This window comes from Providencia sp. PROV174, assembly GCF_028480685.1.
GTDB classification, from domain to species: domain Bacteria; phylum Pseudomonadota; class Gammaproteobacteria; order Enterobacterales; family Enterobacteriaceae; genus Providencia; species Providencia rettgeri.
On sequence record NZ_JAMPOT010000014.1, the window covers coordinates 259,886 to 283,918 of the forward strand.

Genomic DNA, 24,033 nt, shown 5'->3' on the forward strand with positions numbered 1-24,033 from the left:
CAGGCGATGGTTAGCGACTAACTTAAACTAAAATGCCGCGCTAATAAGGGCGCGGTAAAGTCTTTTTTGAGATAAAAACCACGTGGTAGCGTCATAATAGGCTGACCAAACTCACCAACCGCTTCCGTTAATGCTTTATTGTTCGCGGCTTTAGGGCGAATTTGTAATACCTGCCCATGACGTGCAGTAATACTTTCAACTTTGCCTAACACAATGAGATCCATTAACTCTTCCCAATCTTGCCGTAGCAACTGTTCTTCAAACGGAGACGGGCTCCAAATTAATGGGTTTGCGACTCTACGTTGTGAGAGCGGGATTTGCCTTTCCCCTTCAATAGGGAACCATAAAATACGGGACAGCTTGCGGCGAACATGGCTATTTTCCCATGTTAAACCACTGTTTCCCGTTAATGGTGCAACAGAAACAAAAGTGGTTTCAAGTGGAACACCATAACGGTCAATCGGAATGGTTTTTAATTCAATTCCAATATGGGCGAAATCTTGCTCTGCCTTACTTCCCGCACTCGCGCCCAAATAATATTCCAATAGCATGCCAACCCAGCCTTTATCGCGCTTGAGATCAGGAGGAATAGCGATAGCAGCGTGTTGGGCGAGCTCACCAAGCGTGTAGCCAGCAAGAGCTTGCGCTCGGCTCATTAAGGTCGCTTCGTTATCAGGTGGTTGTGGTGCAATAAATGGCGTCATGGTTTGAATAGTAATGTATAAAAAATAGCCAGTGGAAATACATATAACTCAAGAAGTATAACACTTTTTCTTTGGTATTTTTAACTATCTGATATATAGGAATATAATATTATTTATTTATCCAAATTATAAATTATTACAGAGGTTATTCAAGTTCATCCCAAGATAATCACAGGATCATGCACTAGGTTATCCACAGGATTTCTGGATAACTGTGAAAAACAGAGATTACTGTGTGTATTTACAGCCTTGACGAAACGGTTTTTATGACGCAAATCACAAAATATGAGTAAGTTAAGCACATATCTTGTGGATAAATACAACGTTGTTTGATCTTTGCTCAGTTAAAGTCCTAAGCATTTTAGTTAAAAAAGTAGTCAGTGGATAAAAGGCTATTTTGTTATTTACATGTTTGATTTATCAGTGATTATTCAATTGTGCTTTTTTTTGATAAAAAAACGGCTTGGGGATATACCCTGATTACCATGAGGTTGTTCACATGGATATCCACAGAAAAAGTGAATAACATCCTTATTATTCATTTCATCTGTTTATAACTATCAATATTTTTCTAGGTTATCCTCAGACGGTTTAAACCACGCAGATTTAAAATCAAACCAGCCAAAGGTATTCATTCGTACGCCGCGCATGGTTTTTTGGCCTTGCAATTCAAGCCAATGATGAAAAACAGGGTGAAAAATTTGCGAGTCAACTAAGCTTTCACACCAAGCTTCGACATCTAATTGGTTATTACGCCATAGATTGAGTTCATTGCCGAGAGTGCTATTAAGGCATTGTCGTAGCAATGGCATTTCGTACAAGGTCGCAAAGATGGAAAACTCGAGAGGTTTAAAAAAGTTAGCGGTTGCTAGCCAAATATCACTTTCTCCATTGCCATTAAACCAATCATCGTAATCAATGATATTGATCTTAAGTTCCACCCCTTGCATCTGTAAAACCCGTTTCATAATTTGGCTAATTGCGTAGAACTCATGGTGGTTGCGATAAAAAGTGACAGTAAGCTCCGTTAAATCTTCAGGTTTGGGGAACAAGGTTAGCATTTTACTGTGATGCCAATGGAGTAACAGGCCATAAGCTGGCGCCCAATGGCGCTGATAAAAAGGTTCGCAATGTGCAAGCAGGTTGACAGGGGTTAAAAAGCTACATAACCACTTACGAACATCTTCACGCTGAGCTATCGGTGAACGCTGATCCATTAACAGGAAATAACAGCCTTCTTCCATACGACTTTCGAGCGAGCCATTATGGTGCTTATCACCATCCATTTTTAATGTTGTACAGACCATTTGCTCAGAGAGTTCAGGAACCACCCAAATGGTCACTTCATCGAGTAGCGCACGATAGCCAAAATAGCGGTCGAAAGCCGTAATGGTCAGCTTTTGTGGCAAGTTTTTTTCTACTTGATAAGGGCCAGTACCGATTGGACAACGGCTAAAGTTTTCGAGGTTCTCCCACTCTTTCGGTAAAATGGCGGCATGGTGGCTACCTAATAACCAAGGTAGTTGTTTATCAGGCTCACTTAACGTGATATCAATGACATAAGGTTGCGGTGAGCTAACGGATTGAATATGTGAGAATAGCGGCCAACAGGTTTTTAAGCGTAAAAGGGAATAAATAATATCGTCGGTAACCATTTCTCGCCCATGATGGAAATAAATAGCGGGGCGTAAATAAAAACGCCATTGGGTATCGCTGGTGGATTGCCAATGGTGGGCAAGACCATCTTCCACTTCCCCTTTTTCCTCATTTATATGGGTAAGGCCATTAAATATTTGGCTCATCAAGTGAATTTCTGAGCGGCGCATTGGTGCGCCAGGAAGCAGTGTCGGGAAATCTCGATAATAAATAATCCGTAATAAATTTTTACCTTGTCGATAGCTGCGCTCCAGCTCAGATAATACCATTTGGCGAATGGTTTCTTTGTCACCAACCAGTGCGACAAGTTTTTCAATACTTTCTTCTTTGAGTAATTGTTCAGCCTGTGCCTGCTGTAGCTCTAAGCCATTAACATGAAAAATAAGGGTGGAACGTTTTCCTCGACCAGACTCTGCTTGCCAACTAAGCCAACCTTGTGTCTGCATATTGTTAAGCAGCGTACGGACATGACGACGAGAGCAAAACAGCGTGTCTGCGATATCTTGCAGCGTAGTTTCACTGTCTTGGCCCTGAAAATGTTGCCAGAGACGAATGAATTGGGTTTGTAATCGCGAATTAGACATAAAAGAGGAACTCCGGCAAAAAATACATCAATTTTAATTTCCTAAATTCTCACGATAATAGAAAGTAGTAAGTAGCTCGTTTGGTCTGCAGTTGCCGACCAACTCCCCCATTTAGAGTAATGGTGTATTATCACCGAGCCGGTTTTTACCGGCTTTTTTTTCGTCATATTTCTCGTTATAGCTGTGTTAGCTTCGTTCAGCTACCCTAGTCACATACTTATGTATGCTCCTAGGCGTATCCTCACTTGCCGCCTTGCTATAACGCGAACTATTTAGAAAAAATCGTTAAGTAAAAGTAAAAGTAAAAGTAAAAGTAAAAGTAAAAGTAAAAGTAAAAGTAAAAGTAAATTTTGTGATGGGCAAAATATTTAGGTTAATTATACAGGAAGATATTAACGGGGAAGTGATTTTGGATTGTAAATTTTTAATGATGGATGAATTCCGCATTTTTGGTGCGAAGTAGGCGGTTTAGTTCGATAATTAGAGCTAAAAGAGGAACTACGCCCACCAAAGTAGGCGTAGAAAAGGATTTACTGCATAAAGGATGGAATCTTGCTTTCAAAATCGGTGATCTGGTCGACATGTTGCAACGTCAAACCAATACTATCCAAGCCATTCATCATGCAGTGGCGACGGAAGCTATCAATTTCAAAATGATAGGTTTTATCACCCGCAGTCACTGTTTGAGCTTCTAAGTCTACCGTAAATTGGCAACCTTCATGGCCATTAACATAGTTAAACAGTTCATCGACTTCGGTTTCACTTAATTTAATTGGTAATAATTGGTTGTTGAACGAGTTACCATAAAAAATATCAGCAAAACTTGGGGCAATAACCACTTGAATACCAAAGTCAGTTAATGCCCATGGTGCGTGCTCACGGGATGAGCCGCAACCAAAGTTTTCGCGAGCCAATAAAATACTTGCCCCTTTGAAAACTGGCTTATTTAAGACGAAATCAGGGTTCGGTTGTTGCCCGTTCTCATCTAAAAAACGCCAGTCATTAAACAAGTGTTGGCCAAAACCAGTGCGAGTCACTTTTTGCAAAAATTGTTTAGGGATAATGGCATCAGTATCTACATTGGCTGCATCTAAAGGAGCGACAATCCCGACGTGTGTAATAAACTTTTCCATCATTTTCTCCTTAGATTTGAATATCACGTACATCAGCAAAATGGCCATTAATCGCAGCTGCGGCTGCCATTGCTGGGCTAACTAAGTGAGTACGGCCTGCACGACCTTGGCGACCTTCAAAGTTACGGTTACTGGTTGATGCGCAGCGTTCGCCAGGGTTTAAACGGTCGTTATTCATTGCTAAGCACATAGAGCATCCTGGCAAACGCCATTCAAAGCCCGCTTCAATGAAAATTTTATCTAAACCTTCTTGTTCCGCTTGGGCTTTAACTGGGCCTGATCCCGGAACAACAATGGCTTGCACGCCATTAGCCACTTTTTTACCTTTGGCAATTGCAGCTGCTGCACGTAAATCTTCAATACGCGAATTAGTGCATGAACCAATAAATACTTTATCAATTTTTACATCAGATAATTTAATACCGGACTCTAACCCCATGTAAGCTAATGCTTTCTCAGCAGAAGCTCGCTCAACAGGGTCCGCAAATGACTCTGGGGCAGGTATCGGTTGGTTGATGGCAATTACTTGCCCCGGGTTAGTTCCCCATGTGACTTGTGGTGCGATGCTACTTGCTTGAATAGTAATGACTTTATCAAATTGTGCATCATCATCAGTTTTTAATGTTTTCCAATACGCAACCGCGTCGTCCCATTGTTGGCCTTTAGGTGCAAATTGGCGACCTTTCATATAGGCAAAGGTGGTTTCATCGGGGGCGATAATCCCCGCTTTCGCACCTAATTCAATAGCCATGTTGCATACCGTCATACGGCCTTCCATGCTCAAGTTTTCGATGGCCTCACCGCAAAACTCAACAATATAGCCAGTACCGCCTGCGCTGCCAGTTGTACCGATAATCGCTAAAACGATATCTTTTGCGGTAATGCCAGCTGGTGCTTTGCCGACGACTTCAATTTTCATTGTTTTAGCGCGTGCTTGTTTCAGTGTTTGAGTCGCCATCACGTGCTCAACTTCTGACGTGCCGATACCAAAGGCCAATGAGCCAAATGCACCGTGTGTTGCGGTGTGGGAGTCTCCACACACAATAGTCATCCCCGGCAAAGTAATACCTTGCTCAGGCCCCATCACATGGACAATACCTTGGTATGGGTGGTTCAAATCATATAAAGTTACGCCAAACTCTTCACAGTTCTTCATTAACTCTTGCATTTGAATGCGAGCCATATCGCCACAAGCATTAATATCTTTGGTTTGCGTAGATACGTTATGATCCATGGTGGCAAATGTTTTACTTGGTTGATGCAACGGGCGATTTTTAGTTCTCAAACCGTCAAACGCTTGAGGTGATGTCACTTCGTGTACCAAATGGCGATCGATATAAATCAAAGGGATTTCATTTTCGACCTCACGGACAACGTGGGCATCATACAATTTTTGATATAAAGTCTTGGCCATGTTAAACCCCTTCTGCAATATAACGAGCAATAATATCGCCCATTTCACTGGTACTTATTGATTGACCTGCACCTGCTAAGTCTGATGTTCTATAACCTTCTTCTAAGGCTTTATTGACTGCACGCTCGATGGCATCTGCCGCATCAGTTTGGTCTAAGCTAAATCTTAACAGCATGGAAGCAGATAAAATTTGTGCAATTGGGTTGGCAATATTTTTTCCAGCAATATCTGGTGCAGAGCCGCCCGCAGGTTCATACAAACCAAATCCAGCTTCATTTAAACTCGCAGAAGGTAACATGCCCATAGAACCGGTGATCATCGCACATTCATCAGAAATGATATCGCCGAACAAGTTAGAACATAACACCACATCAAATTGAGATGGGGCTTTGATCATTTGCATTGCTGCGTTATCGATATACATATGGCTGACTTCAACATCTGGGTATTCTTGAGCGATTTGATTGACCACTTCACGCCATAATACTGAGCTTTGCAACACGTTTGCCTTGTCGATTGATGTGACTTTGTTATTACGTTTGCGAGCCGATTCAAAAGCAATGCGTGCGATACGCTCGATTTCATAGCGGTGATAAACTTCAGTATCAAATGCATATTCTTCTTGGCCTTCACCTTTGCGGCCTTTCGGTTGACCGAAGTAAATCCCACCGGTTAATTCACGGACACAAAGAATATCGAAACCTTGAGCTGCGATGTCTGCGCGTAATGGGCAAAATGCTTCTAATGCTTGATATAAGCGAGCAGGGCGTAAATTACTGAATAATTTAAAATGCTTACGTAAAGGTAATAATGCACCGCGTTCAGGCTGGCTATCGGGTGGCAAGTGTTCCCATTTAGGCCCACCGACAGAGCCAAATAATACCGCATCAGCGTCCTCACAACCTGTTACTGTAGCCTGCGGTAACGGTTCACCGTGTTTGTCGATTGCCGCGCCGCCAACATCATATTCAGTGGTGTTAATTGTTATTGCAAAACGTTTGCTGATAGCGGCTAAAACCTTGTGAGCTTGCGCCATCACTTCTGGACCGATGCCATCTCCCGGTAATACGGCAATTTTATAACTAGACATTGTTAAACAGCTTCCTTTGTGTTTGATTGTGATTCTTGATTTATTTTTTGTTTTTCTTTTTCAACTTGCTCAGAGCGCCAAATGCTATTTAACACATGCACCATGGCTTTCGCTGAAGATTCGACGATATCTGTCGCTAACCCCATCCCGTGGAACTTACGGTTATGGCATTCAACCACGATATCCACTTGGCCTAACGCATTTTCACCATGGCCCTTAGCAGATAATTGGTACGAGACTAATTTCATAGGGAATTGTGTAATGTTGCTGATGGCTTGGTAGATGGCATCAACGGGGCCATTACCGGTTGCCGCTTCAGATTTCACTTCATCGCCACACTGCATTTTGACTGTTGCTGTTGCAACAATACTAGAGCCTGATTGTGTACTGAAATAGTCCATCACGAAGTGGTCAGTTTCATCTTGTTGTTTCGTAAAGAAAGCTAAGGCTTCTAAGTCATAGTCAAAGACTTGACCTTTTTTGTCAGCTAAATTCAAAAATGCAGTATACAATTCATCCAATTTGAAGTCTTTACCTTCGTGATACCCCATTTCCTCCATACGGTGTTTAACAGCGGCACGGCCTGAGCGTGAGGTTAAATTTAATTGTTGTTCTTTTAAGCCGATAGACTCGGGCGTCATGATTTCGTAGGTTTCACGATTTTTCAACACACCGTCTTGGTGAATACCTGATGAGTGAGCAAATGCGTTACTGCCTACAACTGCTTTATTGGCTGGGATTGGTGTATTACATAATTGGCTAATTAATTGGCTGGTACGGTAAATTTCTTTGTGATTAATATTGGTATGCACATTCAACATTTGTTCGCGCAATTTAATGGCCATAATCACTTCTTCTAATGCCGTGTTGCCAGCGCGTTCGCCTAAGCCATTGATGGTACCTTCAACTTGGCGGGCACCGGCTTGTACAGCACTGATTGAGTTAGCAACGGACATCCCTAAATCATCATGGCAATGCACAGAAATAACAGCTTTATCGATATTTGGTACACGGTTATACAAATCAGTGATAATTCCGCCAAACTGGTAAGGAGTTGTGTAACCTACAGTATCTGGGATATTGATTGTTGTTGCCCCTGCATTAATAGCCGTTTCTACGATACGACATAAATTATCAGGATCAGTACGGCCCGCATCTTCACAGGAGAATTCAACGTCATCGGTATAGCGTCTTGCGCGCTTGATGGAATTAATTGCCATATCCATTACGCCATCAAAGGATTTATTTAATTTCTTCTCCATATGCAAATTGGAGGTGGCTAAGAAAATATGGATACGGAAGGCTTCGGCAACCTTTAATGACTCAGCTGCAACATCAATGTCATTTTCAATACAACGTGCTAATGCACAAATTCGGCTGTTTTTTATTTCTCTCGCGATGGTTTGCACAGATTCGAAATCACCCGGTGAAGAGACTGGGAAACCCGCTTCAATAATATCAACCCCTAAACGCTCTAATGCGAAGGCAATTTGTAATTTTTCTTTGACGGACAAACTTGCCTGTAATGCCTGCTCACCGTCGCGTAAGGTGGTATCGAAGATAATGACTTGGTTGCTCATATTGTGTTCCTCATATCGAATTTTGTTTTTTGCTTAGAGTTATGTTCTTCCAAAGCCGCAGGCATAAAAAAACCCGCGGGTTGCGCGGGTTTTTAATGTTTGTGGACAGTTTGTTTCTATTTTTCGTCCATAAGCATACCGCGCAAATTTAATGCGAGTAGTAGTAGGCTTAGTAGGCGAATAGAAAATGTCATTTCAACTGTCTCTCTTGAGTATCTTAATCAAACTGTATTTATTGATACGTTATCTTAAAGTTAATGTCAATCATAGATTTTTAGCCTATTTTTACCAATCATGAATTATGGCTTTTAGCTGGTGGTTGTTGCTGTTTTTTTGTGTATCCCTTCTGTTTTATCTGGATTTTTACGTTGTTATAAGGGTAAAATTCTTTCGCTATGCTCATTTAAATGCTTTTTTGTTTAAAGTTATTGATTTTTATATGATTTTTATTTTTTTTTTGGTATGAAGTAAGACCTAATGCAGGGAATGAATCATCTTCGCCAATACTTTTTAATTAAGTTAATTATCTAATAAATGAGTATTTAAAAAATAATCTGATAATGAGAATATTTATTGATTCTACATACGATTTATTATGATTTCTTGCAAAAATTGCTTTATTATTTTTACGGTGAGTGATTGCAAGGCTAATAAGTGGTTATCATTCATTATGTTGATGAATATTTACGTTTTATAATGATATTTATACTGCAAGTTTAATTAATAGGTAAAGTAATATAAACGTCGTTTTAATAAATGCAGGGAAAGCGAAATGACTTATTATCTATAAGTTGTTTTAAGAATAATATTTAATGAATTTATATATTCGTCGGTTTTTTAAGATGAATGACTCTTTTCGTTAATGAAAAATGATAAATATATTAGTGGAGTAAAAAATGACTGATTTTGATACAATTTCAACAGCTAAAAAAGACAGTAGCGATATTCATTTACGTAATGTTGATCTCAACCTATTAACGGTTTTTGACGTGGTTATGCAGATGCAAAACGTGACAAAAGCAGCGCAAGTTCTAGGGATGTCTCAACCTGCGGTGAGTAACGCAGTATCACGTTTAAAATCAATGTTTAATGATGAGTTGTTTGTCCGGTATGGGCGTGGTATTCAGCCGACATCTCGTGCTAAGCAACTGTTCGGGCCTATTAGGCAAGCATTACAATTAGTTCATAATGAATTACCTAGTGCAGGTTTCAATCCACAAACTAGTGATAGAATATTTAATTTATCTATTTGTTCACCGTTAGATATTCGTCTAGCTGCTATTATTGTCGAAAAATTTAAGGTAGTTTCACCTAATATTAATATAGTCATTCATTCTTTTATGGATAATAAAATTGCTCATCAATTAAAATACCAAGAAATGGATTTTTTCCTTGGCTATAATCAATTAGAAAAGACAGAATTTCAACATCAGGTTTTATTCGATGATGAATTGGTATTAGTGGCGAGTAATCATCACCCACGTATTGGTAATTCAATTTCTGAAGTTGAACTAAATAATGAACGTCATGCGATTATGTCAATGGATAACATGGGGTCATTTAGTAAACCTTATTATCATAATACTGAGTTATCGCATACGATTAGCTATCAAGGTACTGACTTAAATAGTGTCCTGAGTATTGTTGCTCAAACGGATCTCGTCGCTATTGTGCCAAAATGGCTAGTAAGTCATTACTTTGGGCAACTAAAATTACGGACATTAACGTTGCCGTGGCTTCGAGATACACTGCCTTGCTATTTAACTTGGCATGAATCAACGGTTAGGGATAAAGGCCATCAATGGATGAAATCTCAATTTAGCCAGTTGATTGAGGAACTCTCTGAACAGGCTGTTGCTGCATAGTACTCCTATTTAAAAATTGCTAGAGGTTGTTGGCAAGCTCAGACATTGTGAGTAAGAAATAACGTATATTGTTAAGGGGGAATAACAAATGAAATTATCCCTTAAAGCCAACAACCTCTATATTTCTATAGACGTACTTATAACAAAATAGATACGCCAACAAGGTAATTAACTCACTATCGTGAGCGTTATGATGAGTTTTGTAGCAGACATAACATTTGCACAAAATTTACATATAAATGCTTTTCACGCATCTCTTTAGTCGATACACTGCGAATATTCAGCTAACACTTGTAAGCTGAAATAATAAGAAATAAAAAATAGTTAAGTGCTTGTGAATGTACCGAGTAACTTATATCGATAATGACCTATAGGGAATACACTTTGATTACTGAAAATCTATATCCATACCACTTGGTTAATCGCTTACGTAGCAGGGTTACTGCGCACGAATCGGCGAGCCGGATAGCTTTCAGTCAATGGGATAACGGGCAACAAAGCTCATTAACTTGGGGGGAGGTAGGCGATCACACATCAGCGATTTCTCGTCGTCTCTTAGCATTAAACGTTATCACACAAGAAAATATTGGGTTATTTGCCCATAACAGTATGAATTGGTCATTGGTTGACTTTGCCGCGTTACAAATTAGGGCTGTCACAGTGCCACTTTATGCAACTAGCAGTGTTGAGCAAGCGGCATATATTATTAATGATGCTAATATTAAAGTGTTGTTTGTTGGGGAAGATATGCAATATCAAGTTGCATGCCAATTACCAGCTCTTTGCCCTCAATTAACGACGATTATCGTGATGAATGACAATGTTGAGTTGGCTGATCTTTCAATCGACACCCTGCATTTATCCACATTTATGGCGCAAGCACAAACCGCATACCAAACGGAACTTGATGAGCGCATCGCTGCACATAATCTCGGTGATTTATTTACCATCATTTATACATCAGGCACTACTGGAGAGCCCAAAGGCGTTATGTTGGATTATTACAACATGGCTGCCCAACTGTATCTCCATGACGAACGATTACAACTAACCGCTGATGATGTTTCTTTAAGTTTTTTACCTCTTTCACATGTTTTTGAACGAGCGTGGAGCTTTTACGTTATGCACGTTGGGGCGTTAAACGTTTATTTAACAGACACCAATCAAGTTCGGGAAGCATTAGCTGAGGTAAAACCGACCGTGATGTGTGCGGTTCCCCGTTTTTATGAAAAAGTTTATTCAGCAATACACAGTCAAGTGGCAAAAGCGCCTCTTATTCGTAGGGCGCTATTTCGCTGTGCAATATCCCTTGGCAAGCGCCGTGTGAAAGCCTTAGCAAAAGGCCATAAACCCTCTTTAGTTAACCGCGCAATTTTTCCGATGGTTGATAAACTGGTTCTCAGTAAAATTCGCGAAGGGCTAGGGGGGCGAATTCGTTTCATGCCAGCCGCTGGCGCCCGTCTTGATGACGATGTGATTGCATTTTTCCTTTCAGCAGGGGTAAATATTAAATATGGCTATGGCATGTCAGAAACCTGCGCCACGGTATCTTGCTGGGAAGAGGGTAAATACCCATTAGGTTCGATAGGTACACCACTATCTTCTGTTTCAGTGCGTATTGGTAAAGACGATGAAATACAAGTAAAAGGGCCAGTGGTCATGAAAGGCTATTTCAATCGACCCATTGAAACCTTGGATACATTTACATCAGATGGCTGGCTAAAAACGGGTGATGCAGGAAAAATTGACGAACAAGGCAATTTATATATTACGGATAGGCTAAAAGATTTAATGAAAACGTCTAACGGAAAATATATTGCACCACAGATGATTGAAGGCGTATTAGGGCAAGACAAGTTTATTGAACACATTGCAGTCATTGCGGATGCGCGTAAGTTTGTTTCAGCGCTGATCGTGCCTTGTTATGACAGCTTAGAAGAATATGCCTATTCTATAAATCTGAAATATCGAGATCGTTTAGAACTCTTAAAAGACTCAAATATTGTGGCCTTATTTGAAAGTCGTTTAAAAGAACTGCAAAAAAATATCGATAATTTCCATCAAGTTAAGCGTTTTATATTGTTACCTACCACATTTTCAATGGAAAAAGGTGAATTAACGCCGACTTTGAAACTGCGTCGTAAAATTATTTCTGAGCGCTATCAATTAGAAATTGAATCGATGTACAAAGAATAATTTACCATCTAATTATCTGACTTACCTGTATTATGGGTAGGTCAGGTCTTGTTTTTGTTCTATTCATATTTATTTATTCAGATTATCACTTAATATTAAAATCAGAATGTTTCCAACTAATTAAAGTTGCACTGTTTTTTCATTCATAGCAGTCATTCTTTCTTCCATTATTTTTATACGCAGTCAATTTATCTATCAAATACCCATGTTCAAGATGATGTGAAAGTTTCGTGATCCTTGCACTGAAATGGTGTTTGCTTCGTTTCAGCTAGAGCGATATGTTAATAGCACGAATTTCACAATTTTAATGATAAAAATAAAGAGGTAGTTCATACCTCTTCACTTGCAAATAATGTCTGGGGGCAAACTCATGGAGATGTTGTCGGGAGCAGAAATGGTCGTCAAATCGTTGATTGACCAAGGAGTAAAGCACGTGTTTGGTTATCCAGGCGGTGCGGTATTAGATATTTATGATGCACTTCATACAGTTGGTGGGGTAGAACATATTTTAGTGCGCCATGAACAAGCCGCCGTTCATATGGCTGATGGTTATGCACGCTCAACAGGGGATGTTGGGGTTGTTTTAGTGACATCTGGCCCTGGGGCAACAAATGCTATTACGGGTATTGCGACGGCTTATATGGACTCTGTACCAATGGTGGTGCTATCAGGGCAGGTTGCAAGCTCACTCATTGGTAACGATGCGTTTCAAGAGTGCGATATGGTTGGAATTTCAAGGCCAATAGTTAAGCACAGCTTTTTAATTAAAAGCGCAGAAGAAATTCCTGAAACCATCAAGAAAGCGTTTTATATTGCAGCGAGTGGTCGTCCTGGACCTGTAGTGATTGATTTTCCTAAGGACACCGTTAACCCAGCTTTGAAGTTTGCTTACCGCTATCCAGAGAGCGTTTCTCTGCGGTCTTATAACCCGACATTGCAAGGGCACAAAGGCCAAATCAAAAAAGCATTAACTAAATTGGTTTCAGCCAAAAAACCAGTTTTCTATATTGGCGGAGGGGCGATAAACGCGAATTGCTCTGCTGAACTTATAGAGTTGGCAGAAAAACTGCAGTTACCCGTAGTATCAACCTTAATGGGATTAGGGGCTTTCCCCGAAACGCACAAGCAATCCGTGGGAATGCTTGGGATGCATGGAACCTACGAAGCCAATAAGGTAATGCATAACTCAGATGTGATTTTTGCCGTTGGTGTGCGTTTTGATGATAGAACAACCAACAATTTAGAAAAATATTGCCCAAATGCCACAGTCATTCAAATCGATGTTGACCCAACGTCTATCTCAAAAACGGTGAATGCGGATATCCCAATTGTTGGTGATGCAAAACTCACATTAAAACAAATGTTAGGTCAGTTAGACCAAGCTTCAGCAAAACAAGACAACCAAGCACTCACTGATTGGTGGAAAGACATCGAACAGTGGCGCAGTAAGCATTGTTTACATTATGAAGCGAGCCAAACAAAAGTTAAGCCTCAACAAGCCATTGAAATGATATATCGTTTAACGAAAGGTGAAGCGTATGTAACGTCTGACGTTGGACAGCACCAAATGTTCGCCGCATTGTATTATCCCTTTGATAAACCTCGCCATTGGATAAACTCAGGGGGGCTTGGCACGATGGGCTTTGGTTTACCTGCTGCACTAGGGGTGAAATTAGCGCATCCAAAATCGACCGTTGTTTGTGTGACAGGGGATGGCAGCATCCAGATGAACATTCAAGAGCTTTCAACCGCTCTGCAATATGGCTTACCGGTTTTAGTGCTCAACTTAAATAATGGTTTCTTAGGCATGGTAAAACAGTGGCAGGATATGATTTATCAAGGCCGTCACTCACAATCTTACATGCAATCATTGCCTGATTTCATCAAGTTAGCACAAGCGTATGGCCACGTTGGTATTTCGATAGCAACACCTGATGAGCTAGAAGAAAAACTAAAACAAGCCCTTGTTGAAGTGAATGAAAATCAGCGATTAGTCTTCGTTGATGTCAATATTGATGAAACTGAGCACGTTTATCCAATGCAGATCCGTGGTGGTGCAATGGATGAAATGTGGTTGAGCAAAACAGAGAGGACCTGATCATGCGTCGTATTTTATCCGTTTTATTAGAAAATGAATCAGGTGCTTTGTCCCGTGTCATAGGTTTGTTCTCTCAGCGTGGTTATAATATTGAAAGTTTGACCGTTGCACCAACAGATGACCCAACCTTGTCACGTATGACTATCCAAACTAAAGGGGATGCAAAGGTTCTTGAGCAAATTGAAAAACAATTGCATAAACTGGTTGATGTGTTGCGCGTCAGCGAGCTGACGGCGTCAGCACATATTGAACGTGAAATCATGTTAGTGAAGCTACAAGCCTCTGGATATGGGCGTGATGAAGTGAAGCGCTGCGCAGATATTTTCCGTGGGCAAATTGTTGATGTCACCCCAACGCTTTATACCGTTCAGCTAGCGGGAACAAGCGAAAAACTGGACGCTTTCATCGAATCAGTGCGTGGTGTTGCTGAAATTGTTGAAGTTGTACGCTCAGGGATCGTCGGTGTTTCGCGCGGTGATAAAATTATGCGATGAAAAATTTATCTTCCGAAGGTAGAATAATCGCGTTTAAGGCCCCGAATGACTCGGGGCTATTCCCAAAATTGTAAAGAGGTTAACGTGAAACTGGATGAGATAGCCCGTCTAGCGGGTGTTTCCCGCACAACGGCTAGTTATGTGATCAACGGCAAGGCCAAGCAGTATCGAGTCAGCGATAAAACTGTAGAAAAAGTGATGGCAGTCGTCAGAGAGCACAATTACCATCCAAATGCAGTTGCTGCGGGGTTACGAGCAGGGCGTACCCGTTCTATTGGGTTAGTGATCCCTGACTTGGAAAATACGAGCTATACCCGTATAGCAAATTACCTTGAAAGGCAGGCGCGTCAGCGTGGTTATCAATTGTTGATAGCATGCTCAGAAGACCAACCCGACAATGAAATTCGTTGTGTTGAACACCTTTTACAACGACAAGTTGATGCCATAATTGTTTCGACAGCATTACCGCCAGAACACCCGTTCTATCAGCGTTGGGCGAATCGTTCTTTACCGATTATCGCACTGGATAGAGCCCTTGAAAAAGAACACTTTATTAGTGTTGTTGGTGATGACCAAGAAGATGCTTTCATGATTTCAGCAGAATTACGCAAATTTAAAGCTGAATCGGTATTGTATTTGGGGGCGTTACCTGAGTTATCAGTCAGTTATCTACGCGAGCAAGGTTTCCGTAAAGCCTGGCATGAAGACCCGCGCAAGATTGATTACCTATATGCAAATAGCTATGAACGCGATTCAGCCGCAGAGGTTTTTGCTCATTGGCTTGATAGTGGTAACAAGATGCCAGACGCACTATTTACAACATCATTCTCCTTACTACAAGGCGTGCTAGATGTCGCATTGAAGCGCAGTGGTCGTTTACCTGAGCATATGGTTATTGCCACATTTGGTGATAATGAATTATTAGACTTCCTTGAATGCCCAGTGCTTTCTCTGGCACAACGCCATAGAGACATCGCTGAACGCATCTTAGAATTGGTACTTGCCAGCCTTGATGAAAAGCAAAAACCAGAACCGGGTATTACACGTATTCGTCGTGATTTATGTCGCCGTGGAAGTTTAGGTCGTAAGCAGTAATAAAATAGACTTAACTTTAATCGAACAGTGAATATTTACACGATAATGAGTGATGTTGGTCACAATAATGAGTAATATAACGGCCCCTATCTTGTAGGGGCTTTTTTTTTATAGGCTAAAATTAGGTAAATATTTAACTTTAGGATTTATCTTAATCGGCTTGTTGCGGATTTTAAAATGAAAGCTAAATCGGATGAATAAATTAATATAAATTTATTATCGTTGTATTACTGATTTGTGCGATAAATATTTTGAAGTAAATTACTGTTTATTAAAACAGTAATTTACTCTATTGATATATAATGATTTTATTTTATTAGCGGCACGTTTTGGGCCTATTTAAAAATTAATGATTATTTGAGGACTCAACAGAAGTAAATAACCGGTACAAGATACACTGATTAAAAATGAGACATAAGTTGAATTTCCATTAATTTGTATGATTTTGCAGCAAACTATTATGTTCGCGCTTATTTAGGTGATACTTAATAAAATATGTTAATCATATCAACTTGTTATTTCCCATTTTATTTCCAAGTTAGATTTTACCTCTCCTTATTTTTTCTGAATTGTTCTGTAAATAAAGCTAAAGCCGGATGCTACTGGCTTGACAACGTTTTCATACCATTCGTAAACTTTATATGTGGTGAATTGTGGGGTAAAGTGGGTGGGTTGAAAATAAAAGGGGTTTAATCGGGTATGTTTCGTGGGGCAACACTGGTTAATCTCGACAGCAAAGGGCGTCTAACCGTGCCAACTCGTTATCGAGGAATGCTGAACGAGGAATCGAAAGGGCAAATGGTTTGTACCATTGACCTTCACCAGCCATGCCTGTTGCTTTATACCTTACCCGAGTGGGAGATTATCGAGGAAAAACTTTCTCGGTTATCGACGATGAACCCAGCAGAACGACGCGTGCAACGGCTGTTATTGGGCCATGCAAGTGAATGCCAAATGGACAACGCGGGGCGTCTTTTGTTAGCCAGTACATTGCGTCAACACGCAGGGCTAACCAAAGAGGTCATGTTGGTTGGCCAGATTAATAAATTTGAACTTTGGGATGAACAGACTTGGTATCAGCAAGTGGAAGATGATATTGCCGCTGAGCGCCTTACCAATGAACCACTTTCAGCCCGCTTACAGGATTTGTCACTTTAATAATGACGCAACAGCAATTTAAACACGTAACAGTATTACTGGATGAAGCCGTGAACGGCTTAAACATTAAACCTAACGGTATCTATATCGATGGCACCTTTGGTCGTGGTGGCCATTCAAGGTTGATATTAAGCCAGCTTGGCGCACAAGGAAGGTTAATTGCTATTGACCGTGATCCAGAAGCAATAAAAGCGGCACAGGCTATCGATGACCCGCGTTTTATGATTAAACATGGCCCATTTTCTGCGATTGCAGAGTATGTGGAAGAAGAAGGGTTAGCAGGGAAAATTGATGGAGTATTACTGGACTTAGGGGTTTCTTCACCGCAGTTAGATGACCCAGAGCGTGGTTTTTCCTTTATGCGTGACGGGCCGTTAGATATGCGAATGGACCCAACCAAAGGGCAATCCGCACAGCAATGGTTGATGGACGCAGAAGCGGATGACATTGCTTGGGTATTGAAAACTTTTGGAGAAGAGCGTTTTGCGAAACGAATTGCGAGAGCGATTGTTGAACGTAACCATAATCCAGAAGAAGAGCCATTAACACGTACACGGCATCTTGCAGAGTTGATTGCCAAAGTCAGTCCGATGAAAGATCGGCATAAACACCCTGCAACACGTAGCTTCCAAGCGATTCGTATTTATATCAATAGTGAATTGGAAGAGATTGAAAAAGCGTTAGAAGGCGCAATGAGCGTTTTAGCACCACAAGGGCGCTTATCGGTTATCAGCTTCCATTCTTTGGAAGATAGATTAGTAAAACGGTTTATTCGCAAAAATAGTAAAGGACCATCAGTGCCAGCTGGTATTCCACTGACTGAAGCGCAGATTAAAGAGTTAGGCACAGCGCAGTTACGTGACCTAGGTAAGATGAAACCTTCGGAAAACGAAATTGACGAAAATCCTCGCGCACGGAGTTCCGTGTTGCGGTTTGCTGAAAAGGCGGCGGAATAATGGTTCCAGAAAGGCACAGCCTAGCTCGCGTCATTGGGCGTGATTTATTTCGTTATGGCATCGTTCCTTTGATTTTATTGGCTGCAATTATAATCAGTGCCGTTTTTGTCGTGACTACGGCACATGAAACGCGTTTGTTAACGGCAGCTAAAGATAAATTGTATGAAGAAAAAGACTTATTAGATATCGAATGGCGCAATTTGATCCTTGAAGAAAACGCCCTTGCGAGCCATAGCCGGATAGAACGTTTGTCGGTTGAAAAATTACAGATGGTACAAGTTGAACCATCACAAGAAAAAATTATTGTTTCTAAGCAATAAAAAGGTTCCTAATGAAAGCACCAAAAACAGCGAAAAATAAGAAACAAGAAGAAAGTACCAGCTTTGTCCGCTGGCGCTTTATTTTGCTGTGCGGATGCATTGTCTTGGCGTTAGCAGGGTTGCTGACGCGGGTGGCTTATCTGCAAATTATCGCACCAGAGAAACTGGTGAAAGAAGGCGATATGCGCTCTTTACGAGTGCAAGAAGTCGCAACTTCCCGAGGCATGATCAGCGACCGAGAAGGACGGCAACTGGCGGTGAGTGTGCCAGTTAATGCGATTTGGGCTGACCCCAAAGAAGTGTTTGAAAAAGGGGGGATCAGCAATGACGAGCACTGGAAAGCATTAGCGGATGCCCTTGAGATCCCACTAGAACAAATTACCAGCAAAATATCGGCCAATCCAAGAGGCCGTTTTGTGTATTTAGCGCGTCAAGTTAACCCATCTATTGGCGATTACGTTAAAAAATTAAAAATACCCGGTATTTACTTACGTAAAGAATCTCGTCGTTATTATCCATCAGGCCCAGTTACCGCTCACTTATTGGGGGTAACAAATATTGATGGCGAAGGCATTGAAGGCGTTGAGAAAAGCTTTGACCGTTGGTTAAAAGGTGCACCGGGTGAACGTACAGTTCGCAAAGACCGTAATGGGCGAGTGATTGAAACGATTTCCTCCATTGACAGCCAAGCTGCGCATAATCTGACATTAAGTATTGATGAACGCATTCAATCCATTGTTTACCGTGAATTAACACGTGGTGTACAGGAAAATAAAGCTGAATCGGGCGTGGCAATTTTAGTGGATGTTCATACCGGTGAAATTTTAGCAATGGCAAATAGTCCATCCTATAACCCAAATAATTTAACGGGTACATCAATGGATGCGATGCGTAACCGTGCTATCACCGATATTTTCGAGCCCGGCTCAACAGTGAAACCCATGGTGGTCATGAGTGCGCTACATAACAAAATTATTAAAGAAAACTCAGTAATTAATACTTATCCATATCGTATTAGCGGTCATGAGATCAAAGACGTAGCACGGTATGCTGAACTAACAATTACTGGGATTTTACAGAAGTCGAGTAACGTAGGTGTTTCAAAGCTTGCGTTAGCGATGCCTGCCACTGAGCTGGTGGATGTGTATAGCCGCTTTGGGTTTGGCAAGCCGACTAATCTGGGGTTAGTCGGGGAAAGTAGTGGCATCTTTCCAAGTAAAAAAACACGGTGGTCTGATTTAGAAAGGGCCACCTTTTCTTTTGGCTACGGGCAAATGGTAACACCGTTACAGTTAGCGCGAGCCTATGCAACTATCGGTAGTTTTGGTATTTATCGGCCATTATCTATCACGAAGGTTGACCCTCCTGTGTCAGGAACTCGTGTTTTTCCTGAGCCGATCATGCGAACAGTGGTTCATATGATGGAAAGTGTGGCTTTACCCGGAGGCGGGGGAGCACGAGCAGCAATTAAAGGTTATCGCATTGCTATTAAAACAGGGACTGCGAAAAAAGTGGGTCCTGAAGGGCGTTACGTTGAGAAATATTTAGCTTACGCCGCGGGTGTGGCTCCTGCGAGTAACCCACGCTATGCGTTAGTGGTGCTCATCAATGAGCCCAGTGCAGGTAAATACTACGGTGGTGCGGTATCTGCACCGATATTTGGTTCAATCATGGGAGGGGTTCTACGGTTGATGAACGTTGAACCCGATGCATTGCAACCAAATGAACAAAATGAAATTGTAAATAGTCAAAAAGAGGTTAAAAGTGGCAGATCGTAATCTTTGTGATCTACTCTCACCCTTTGGTGTGAGCACAACTCCAATCTCACTGCGTGAGATGACGCTAGACAGTCGAAAGGCTGCCGCGGGCGATCTGTTTATTGCAATAAAAGGCCATCAATCAGATGGACGACACTATATTCCTCAAGCAATTGCTCAAGGGGTTTCTGCTGTGATAGCGGAAGCGGAAGGTGAAGCTGTTGAAGGTGAAATTCGTTTCGTTCATGGCGTCCCTGTTATTTATTTAAATGACCTGAATAATCGTTTATCAGCCCTTGCGGGGGAGTTTTATCAGCAGCCATCAGCAAATATGAAACTCGTTGGTGTGACGGGTACAAACGGTAAAACAACGACGACACAATTAATTGCTCAGTGGGCTCAAGGGCTAGGGGAGACTAGCGCTGTAATGGGAACCGTGGGTAATGGTCTATTAGGCCATGTGTCGCCAAGCGAAAATACTACCGGCTCTGCGGTAGATATCCAACTTGAATTGACTCAATTATTGAACCAAAAAGCGACATTAACAGCGATGGAAGTATCTTCCCATGGCTTAGTGCAAGGCCGAGTTGCTGCCTTACAGTTTGATGCCGCTGTATTTACTAATTTAAGCCGTGATCACCTTGATTATCATGGCGATATGGAAAGTTATGAAGCCGCAAAATGGCTGTTGTTTTCCACGCATAATACAAAATCGCAAATCATCAATGCTGATGATGATATTGGCTTGAAATGGCTACAACGTTTACCACAAGCGTGCGCGGTGACCATGGAAAACCGCATTCCAAATGATTGGCAAGGCCCATGGTTAAAAGCCACTGAAGTGGAATATCACGATAAAGGCGCAACTGTCCATTTTGATTCCTCATGGGGAAATGGGCGCTTTGAAAGCCCGTTGATGGGCGCGTTTAATGTCAGCAACTTATTAGTGGCAATGGCAACTTTACTGATGATGGATTATCCGTTGGAGCAACTGTTGGCTGCTACTTCTTCATTATCACCAGTATGTGGGCGTATGGAAGTGTTCAGTGCACCGAATAAACCGACAGTTGTCGTTGATTATGCACATACTCCGGATGCCTTAGAAAAAGCCTTAGCGGCAGCACGCTTACATTGCAAAGGTCAATTATGGTGTGTATTTGGTTGCGGTGGTGACCGTGACAAAGGCAAGCGTCCACTAATGGGGGCCGCTGCAGAAGAATATGCAGATAAAATCGTGATCACAGACGACAACCCGCGCAGTGAAGACCCTATCGATATTATTAATGATATTATGGCGGGCTTATTAGATTCCAGCCGTGCTTTGGTCATACCGGGTCGTCCAGAAGCCGTGACAAACACCATTTTGCAGGCATCTCCTGATGATGTGATTGTGATTGCAGGTAAGGGTCACGAAGATTATCAAATTATTGGTCAGCGCAAGTTAGATTACTCAGACCGCCTAACGGTGGCTCGTTTGTTGGGAGTAATCGCATGATCCCTTTAACACTCGCTCAACTGGCACAAATTACCCAAGGGCAGATTGAATCTGCTCCAGACACCAATGCAATGGTTAGCGCGGTGAGTACGGATAGCCGCAAAATTACTGAAAATTGCCTATTTATTGCGTTAAAAGGTGAACGCTTCGACGCCCATGATTTTGCGCAGCAAGTCGTTATGGCGGGCGCTAAGGCGTTACTCGTTGAGCGCAAACTGGAAGTGGATTGCCCACAAATTATCGTGAAAGACACGCGTATTGCAATGGGCCAACTGGCTGCATGGGTTCGTCATCAGAGCAGAGCACGAGTGGTTGGTTTGACGGGGTCTTCAGGCAAAACATCCGTCAAAGAGATGACTGCATCCATTTTATCTGAGCGCGGTAAAACCTTATATACTGCAGGTAATTTAAACAACGATATTGGTGTGCCTTTGACGCTATTTCGTTTAACCCATGATGATGATTTCGCGGTGATAGAAATGGGCGCTAATCATCCAAATGAAATTGCCTACACAACCAATATCGTCAAACCAGAAGCCGCATTAGTTAACAATTTATTTGCTGCCCACTTAGCGGGTTTTGGTTCACCAGAAGGGGTTGCTAAAGCGAAAGGTGAAATTTATCAAGGTATTCCAGAAGAAGGAACTGCAATTGTTAACCTTGATAGCTACAGTGAAAAGTGGCAGTTTCAGCCACGCCAAACTGTTTGGTATTACTCACTAACATCACAAGCAAAAGCAGATTTCTATCCTTCTGATATTCAAGTGAACCAGCTGACAACGGATTTTGTGCTGCACACGCCAGTCGGTCGTGTCGATGTCACGTTACCACTGCCGGGCATGCACAACATCGCTAATGTGTTAGCGGCGAGTGCATTAGCCATTTCAGTCGGTGCTAGCCTCGATAATATTAAAAATGGCTTAGCGAAAACGAAGTCGGTACCGGGGCGGTTATACCCTGTGCGCTTAGCGGAGCACAAAGTGGTTTTAGATGACACTTATAACGCAAATGATGGCTCGATGATCGCAGCAATTCACGTTCTCGAAAAAATGCCAGGTTACCGCATCTTAGTGGTGGGGGATATGGGTGAACTGGGCGATTATGCAGAAGATTGCCATCAGCGTGTTGGTGTTGCCGCTAAACAGGCTGGATTAGACAAAGTATTCAGTGTTGGTCAATTAAGTGAGTTGATCAGCCAATTTAGTGAATGTGGTGAGCATTTCACCGTGAAAGCAGATTTATTAACCCGACTAATTCCGCTAGCGCAGCAGAAGGACGTTGTTTCTATTTTAGTTAAAGGTTCACGCAGTTCCGCGATGGAAGATGTTGTGAATGCATTGAAGGAGTGCTTCGAATGTTAGTCTGGCTTGCCGAAATGTTGGTCCACAAGTTTTCTGTTCTGAACGTCTTCTCTTATTTGACGTTCAGGGCCATTGTCGGTTTGCTGACGGCACTCGCCATTGCTCTGTGGATGGGGCCTCATTTAATTGCCTATTTACAAAAAATGCAAATAGGTCAAGTCGTTCGTAATGAAGGCCCTGAGTCTCACTTTAGTAAGCGTGGAACCCCAACCATGGGTGGGTTATTGATTTTATTCTCAATCACCGTTTCAACTCTGTTATGGGCTCGCTTAGACAACCCTTATGTTTGGTGTGTACTGCTCGTGTTAGTAGGGTATGGCATTGTCGGTTTTGTTGATGACTACCGTAAAGTGGTACGTAAAGACACTCGTGGTTTAATCGCGCGTTGGAAATATTTCTGGCAATCCGTCATTGCGTTAATTGTTGCCTTTTCCATGTACGCGATTGGTAAAGACACCCCAGCAACGCAGCTAGTGGTGCCATTTTTCAAAGATGTGATGCCACAACTGGGCATGCTGTATATTTTGCTGACTTATTTTGTGATTGTTGGAACCAGTAACGCAGTAAACCTAACAGATGGTTTGGATGGCTTGGCTATCATGCCAACGGTATTTGTCGCTGCAGGTTTTGCATTAGTGGCATGGGCAACAGGTAATGTTAATTTTGCCAGTTACTTACATATTCCATTTTTACCACATGCAGGTGAATTAGTGATTGTCTGTACTGCCATTGTGGGGGCAGGGTTAGGTTTTCTGTGGTTTAACACATATCCGGCTCAAGTGTTTATGGGGGATGTTGGCTCATTGGCACTTGGTGGTGCACTCGGAACTATCGCTGTATTACTGCGCCAAGAGTTTTTATTAGTGATTATGGGTGGTGTGTTCGTGGTTGAGACATTGTCCGTTATTTTACAAGTCGGTTCATTTAAATTGCGCGGGCAACGTATTTTCCGCATGGCACCAATTCACCACCATTATGAATTGAAGGGTTGGCCAGAACCTCGCGTTATCGTGCGCTTCTGGATTATCTCATTAATGTTAGTCCTCATTGGGCTGGCAACCTTGAAGGTGCGTTAAG

General features: G+C 41.8%; 18 protein-coding genes. 12 read left to right on the forward strand and 6 right to left on the reverse strand.

The annotated features are described in order from the left end of the window. Nucleotides 1-17: 17 nt before the first annotated feature. The 6 genes from mutH to leuA form a co-directional block, all read right to left on the reverse strand. The gene (mutH, locus tag PSE60_RS14055) at nucleotides 18-704 is read right to left on the reverse strand and encodes a DNA mismatch repair endonuclease MutH (protein WP_272665802.1); all 687 of its coding nucleotides are present in this window, start codon (nucleotides 702-704) and stop codon (nucleotides 18-20) included. 560 nt (nucleotides 705-1,264) lie between these two features. Continuing rightward, nucleotides 1,265-2,944, reverse strand: a complete 1,680-nt coding sequence (gene sgrR, locus PSE60_RS14060) for an HTH-type transcriptional regulator SgrR (protein ID WP_272665804.1) — start codon at nucleotides 2,942-2,944, stop codon at nucleotides 1,265-1,267. Nucleotides 2,945-3,474: 530 nt separating this feature from the next. Continuing rightward, nucleotides 3,475-4,080 carry a 3-isopropylmalate dehydratase small subunit gene (gene leuD / locus PSE60_RS14065; protein ID WP_117162798.1) on the reverse strand — a complete coding sequence of 202 codons (606 nt, stop codon included), beginning with the start codon at nucleotides 4,078-4,080 and terminating at the stop codon, nucleotides 3,475-3,477. A gap of 7 nt (nucleotides 4,081-4,087) precedes the next feature. After that, the gene (gene leuC / locus PSE60_RS14070) at nucleotides 4,088-5,491 is read right to left on the reverse strand and encodes a 3-isopropylmalate dehydratase large subunit (RefSeq protein WP_272665805.1); all 1,404 of its coding nucleotides are present in this window, start codon (nucleotides 5,489-5,491) and stop codon (nucleotides 4,088-4,090) included. Nucleotide 5,492: 1 nt separating this feature from the next. Then, nucleotides 5,493-6,581, reverse strand: coding sequence for a 3-isopropylmalate dehydrogenase (gene leuB / locus PSE60_RS14075; RefSeq protein ID WP_272665807.1), 1,089 nt, complete (start codon nucleotides 6,579-6,581; stop codon nucleotides 5,493-5,495). 2 nt (nucleotides 6,582-6,583) lie between these two features. Then, the gene (gene leuA, locus PSE60_RS14080; RefSeq protein WP_272575512.1) at nucleotides 6,584-8,161 is read right to left on the reverse strand and encodes a 2-isopropylmalate synthase; all 1,578 of its coding nucleotides are present in this window, start codon (nucleotides 8,159-8,161) and stop codon (nucleotides 6,584-6,586) included. Between the two features lie 896 nt (nucleotides 8,162-9,057). On the opposite strand from leuA, the gene leuO reads away from it, so the two are divergent. From leuO to mraY, 12 genes are all read left to right on the forward strand, one after another. Beyond that, the gene (gene leuO, locus PSE60_RS14085) at nucleotides 9,058-10,026 is read left to right on the forward strand and encodes a transcriptional regulator LeuO (RefSeq protein WP_210837415.1); all 969 of its coding nucleotides are present in this window, start codon (nucleotides 9,058-9,060) and stop codon (nucleotides 10,024-10,026) included. Between the two features lie 363 nt (nucleotides 10,027-10,389). After that, on the forward strand, nucleotides 10,390-12,222 hold the full coding sequence (locus tag PSE60_RS14090) for an AMP-dependent synthetase/ligase (RefSeq protein ID WP_272665808.1): 1,833 nt from the start codon (nucleotides 10,390-10,392) through the stop codon (nucleotides 12,220-12,222). A gap of 370 nt (nucleotides 12,223-12,592) precedes the next feature. After that, nucleotides 12,593-14,320 (forward strand): acetolactate synthase 3 large subunit, encoded by a 1,728-nt coding sequence (gene ilvI / locus PSE60_RS14095; protein WP_272665809.1) that lies wholly within the window; start codon nucleotides 12,593-12,595, stop codon nucleotides 14,318-14,320. A gap of 2 nt (nucleotides 14,321-14,322) precedes the next feature. After that, a complete protein-coding gene (gene ilvN / locus PSE60_RS14100; RefSeq protein WP_004262045.1) occupies nucleotides 14,323-14,814 on the forward strand; it encodes an acetolactate synthase small subunit in 492 nt (163 codons plus the stop codon). Nucleotides 14,815-14,898: 84 nt separating this feature from the next. Then, nucleotides 14,899-15,909 (forward strand): catabolite repressor/activator, encoded by a 1,011-nt coding sequence (cra, locus tag PSE60_RS14105; protein WP_004913203.1) that lies wholly within the window; start codon nucleotides 14,899-14,901, stop codon nucleotides 15,907-15,909. Between the two features lie 699 nt (nucleotides 15,910-16,608). Next, entirely contained in the window at nucleotides 16,609-17,067 is a 459-nt protein-coding gene (mraZ, locus tag PSE60_RS14110; protein WP_004262043.1) for a division/cell wall cluster transcriptional repressor MraZ, read from the forward strand. 2 nt (nucleotides 17,068-17,069) lie between these two features. After that, a complete protein-coding gene (gene rsmH, locus PSE60_RS14115; protein WP_210837409.1) occupies nucleotides 17,070-18,023 on the forward strand; it encodes a 16S rRNA (cytosine(1402)-N(4))-methyltransferase RsmH in 954 nt (317 codons plus the stop codon). Further along, on the forward strand, nucleotides 18,023-18,343 hold the full coding sequence (gene ftsL / locus PSE60_RS14120) for a cell division protein FtsL (RefSeq protein ID WP_004913196.1): 321 nt from the start codon (nucleotides 18,023-18,025) through the stop codon (nucleotides 18,341-18,343). Before rsmH ends, ftsL begins: the two co-directional genes overlap by 1 nt. An 11-nt stretch (nucleotides 18,344-18,354) precedes the next feature. Next, entirely contained in the window at nucleotides 18,355-20,121 is a 1,767-nt protein-coding gene (gene ftsI / locus PSE60_RS14125; RefSeq protein ID WP_210837407.1) for a peptidoglycan glycosyltransferase FtsI, read from the forward strand. Next, complete coding sequence (gene murE / locus PSE60_RS14130) at nucleotides 20,108-21,595, forward strand: UDP-N-acetylmuramoyl-L-alanyl-D-glutamate--2,6-diaminopimelate ligase (RefSeq protein ID WP_272665810.1); 1,488 nt, start codon at nucleotides 20,108-20,110, stop codon at nucleotides 21,593-21,595. The genes ftsI and murE overlap by 14 nt, the downstream gene beginning before the upstream one ends. Next, nucleotides 21,592-22,956 (forward strand): UDP-N-acetylmuramoyl-tripeptide--D-alanyl-D-alanine ligase, encoded by a 1,365-nt coding sequence (gene murF / locus PSE60_RS14135; protein WP_210837403.1) that lies wholly within the window; start codon nucleotides 21,592-21,594, stop codon nucleotides 22,954-22,956. The genes murE and murF overlap by 4 nt, the downstream gene beginning before the upstream one ends. Next, the gene (mraY, locus tag PSE60_RS14140) at nucleotides 22,950-24,032 is read left to right on the forward strand and encodes a phospho-N-acetylmuramoyl-pentapeptide-transferase (RefSeq protein ID WP_004262035.1); all 1,083 of its coding nucleotides are present in this window, start codon (nucleotides 22,950-22,952) and stop codon (nucleotides 24,030-24,032) included. The genes murF and mraY overlap by 7 nt, the downstream gene beginning before the upstream one ends. Nucleotide 24,033: the final 1 nt, after the last annotated feature.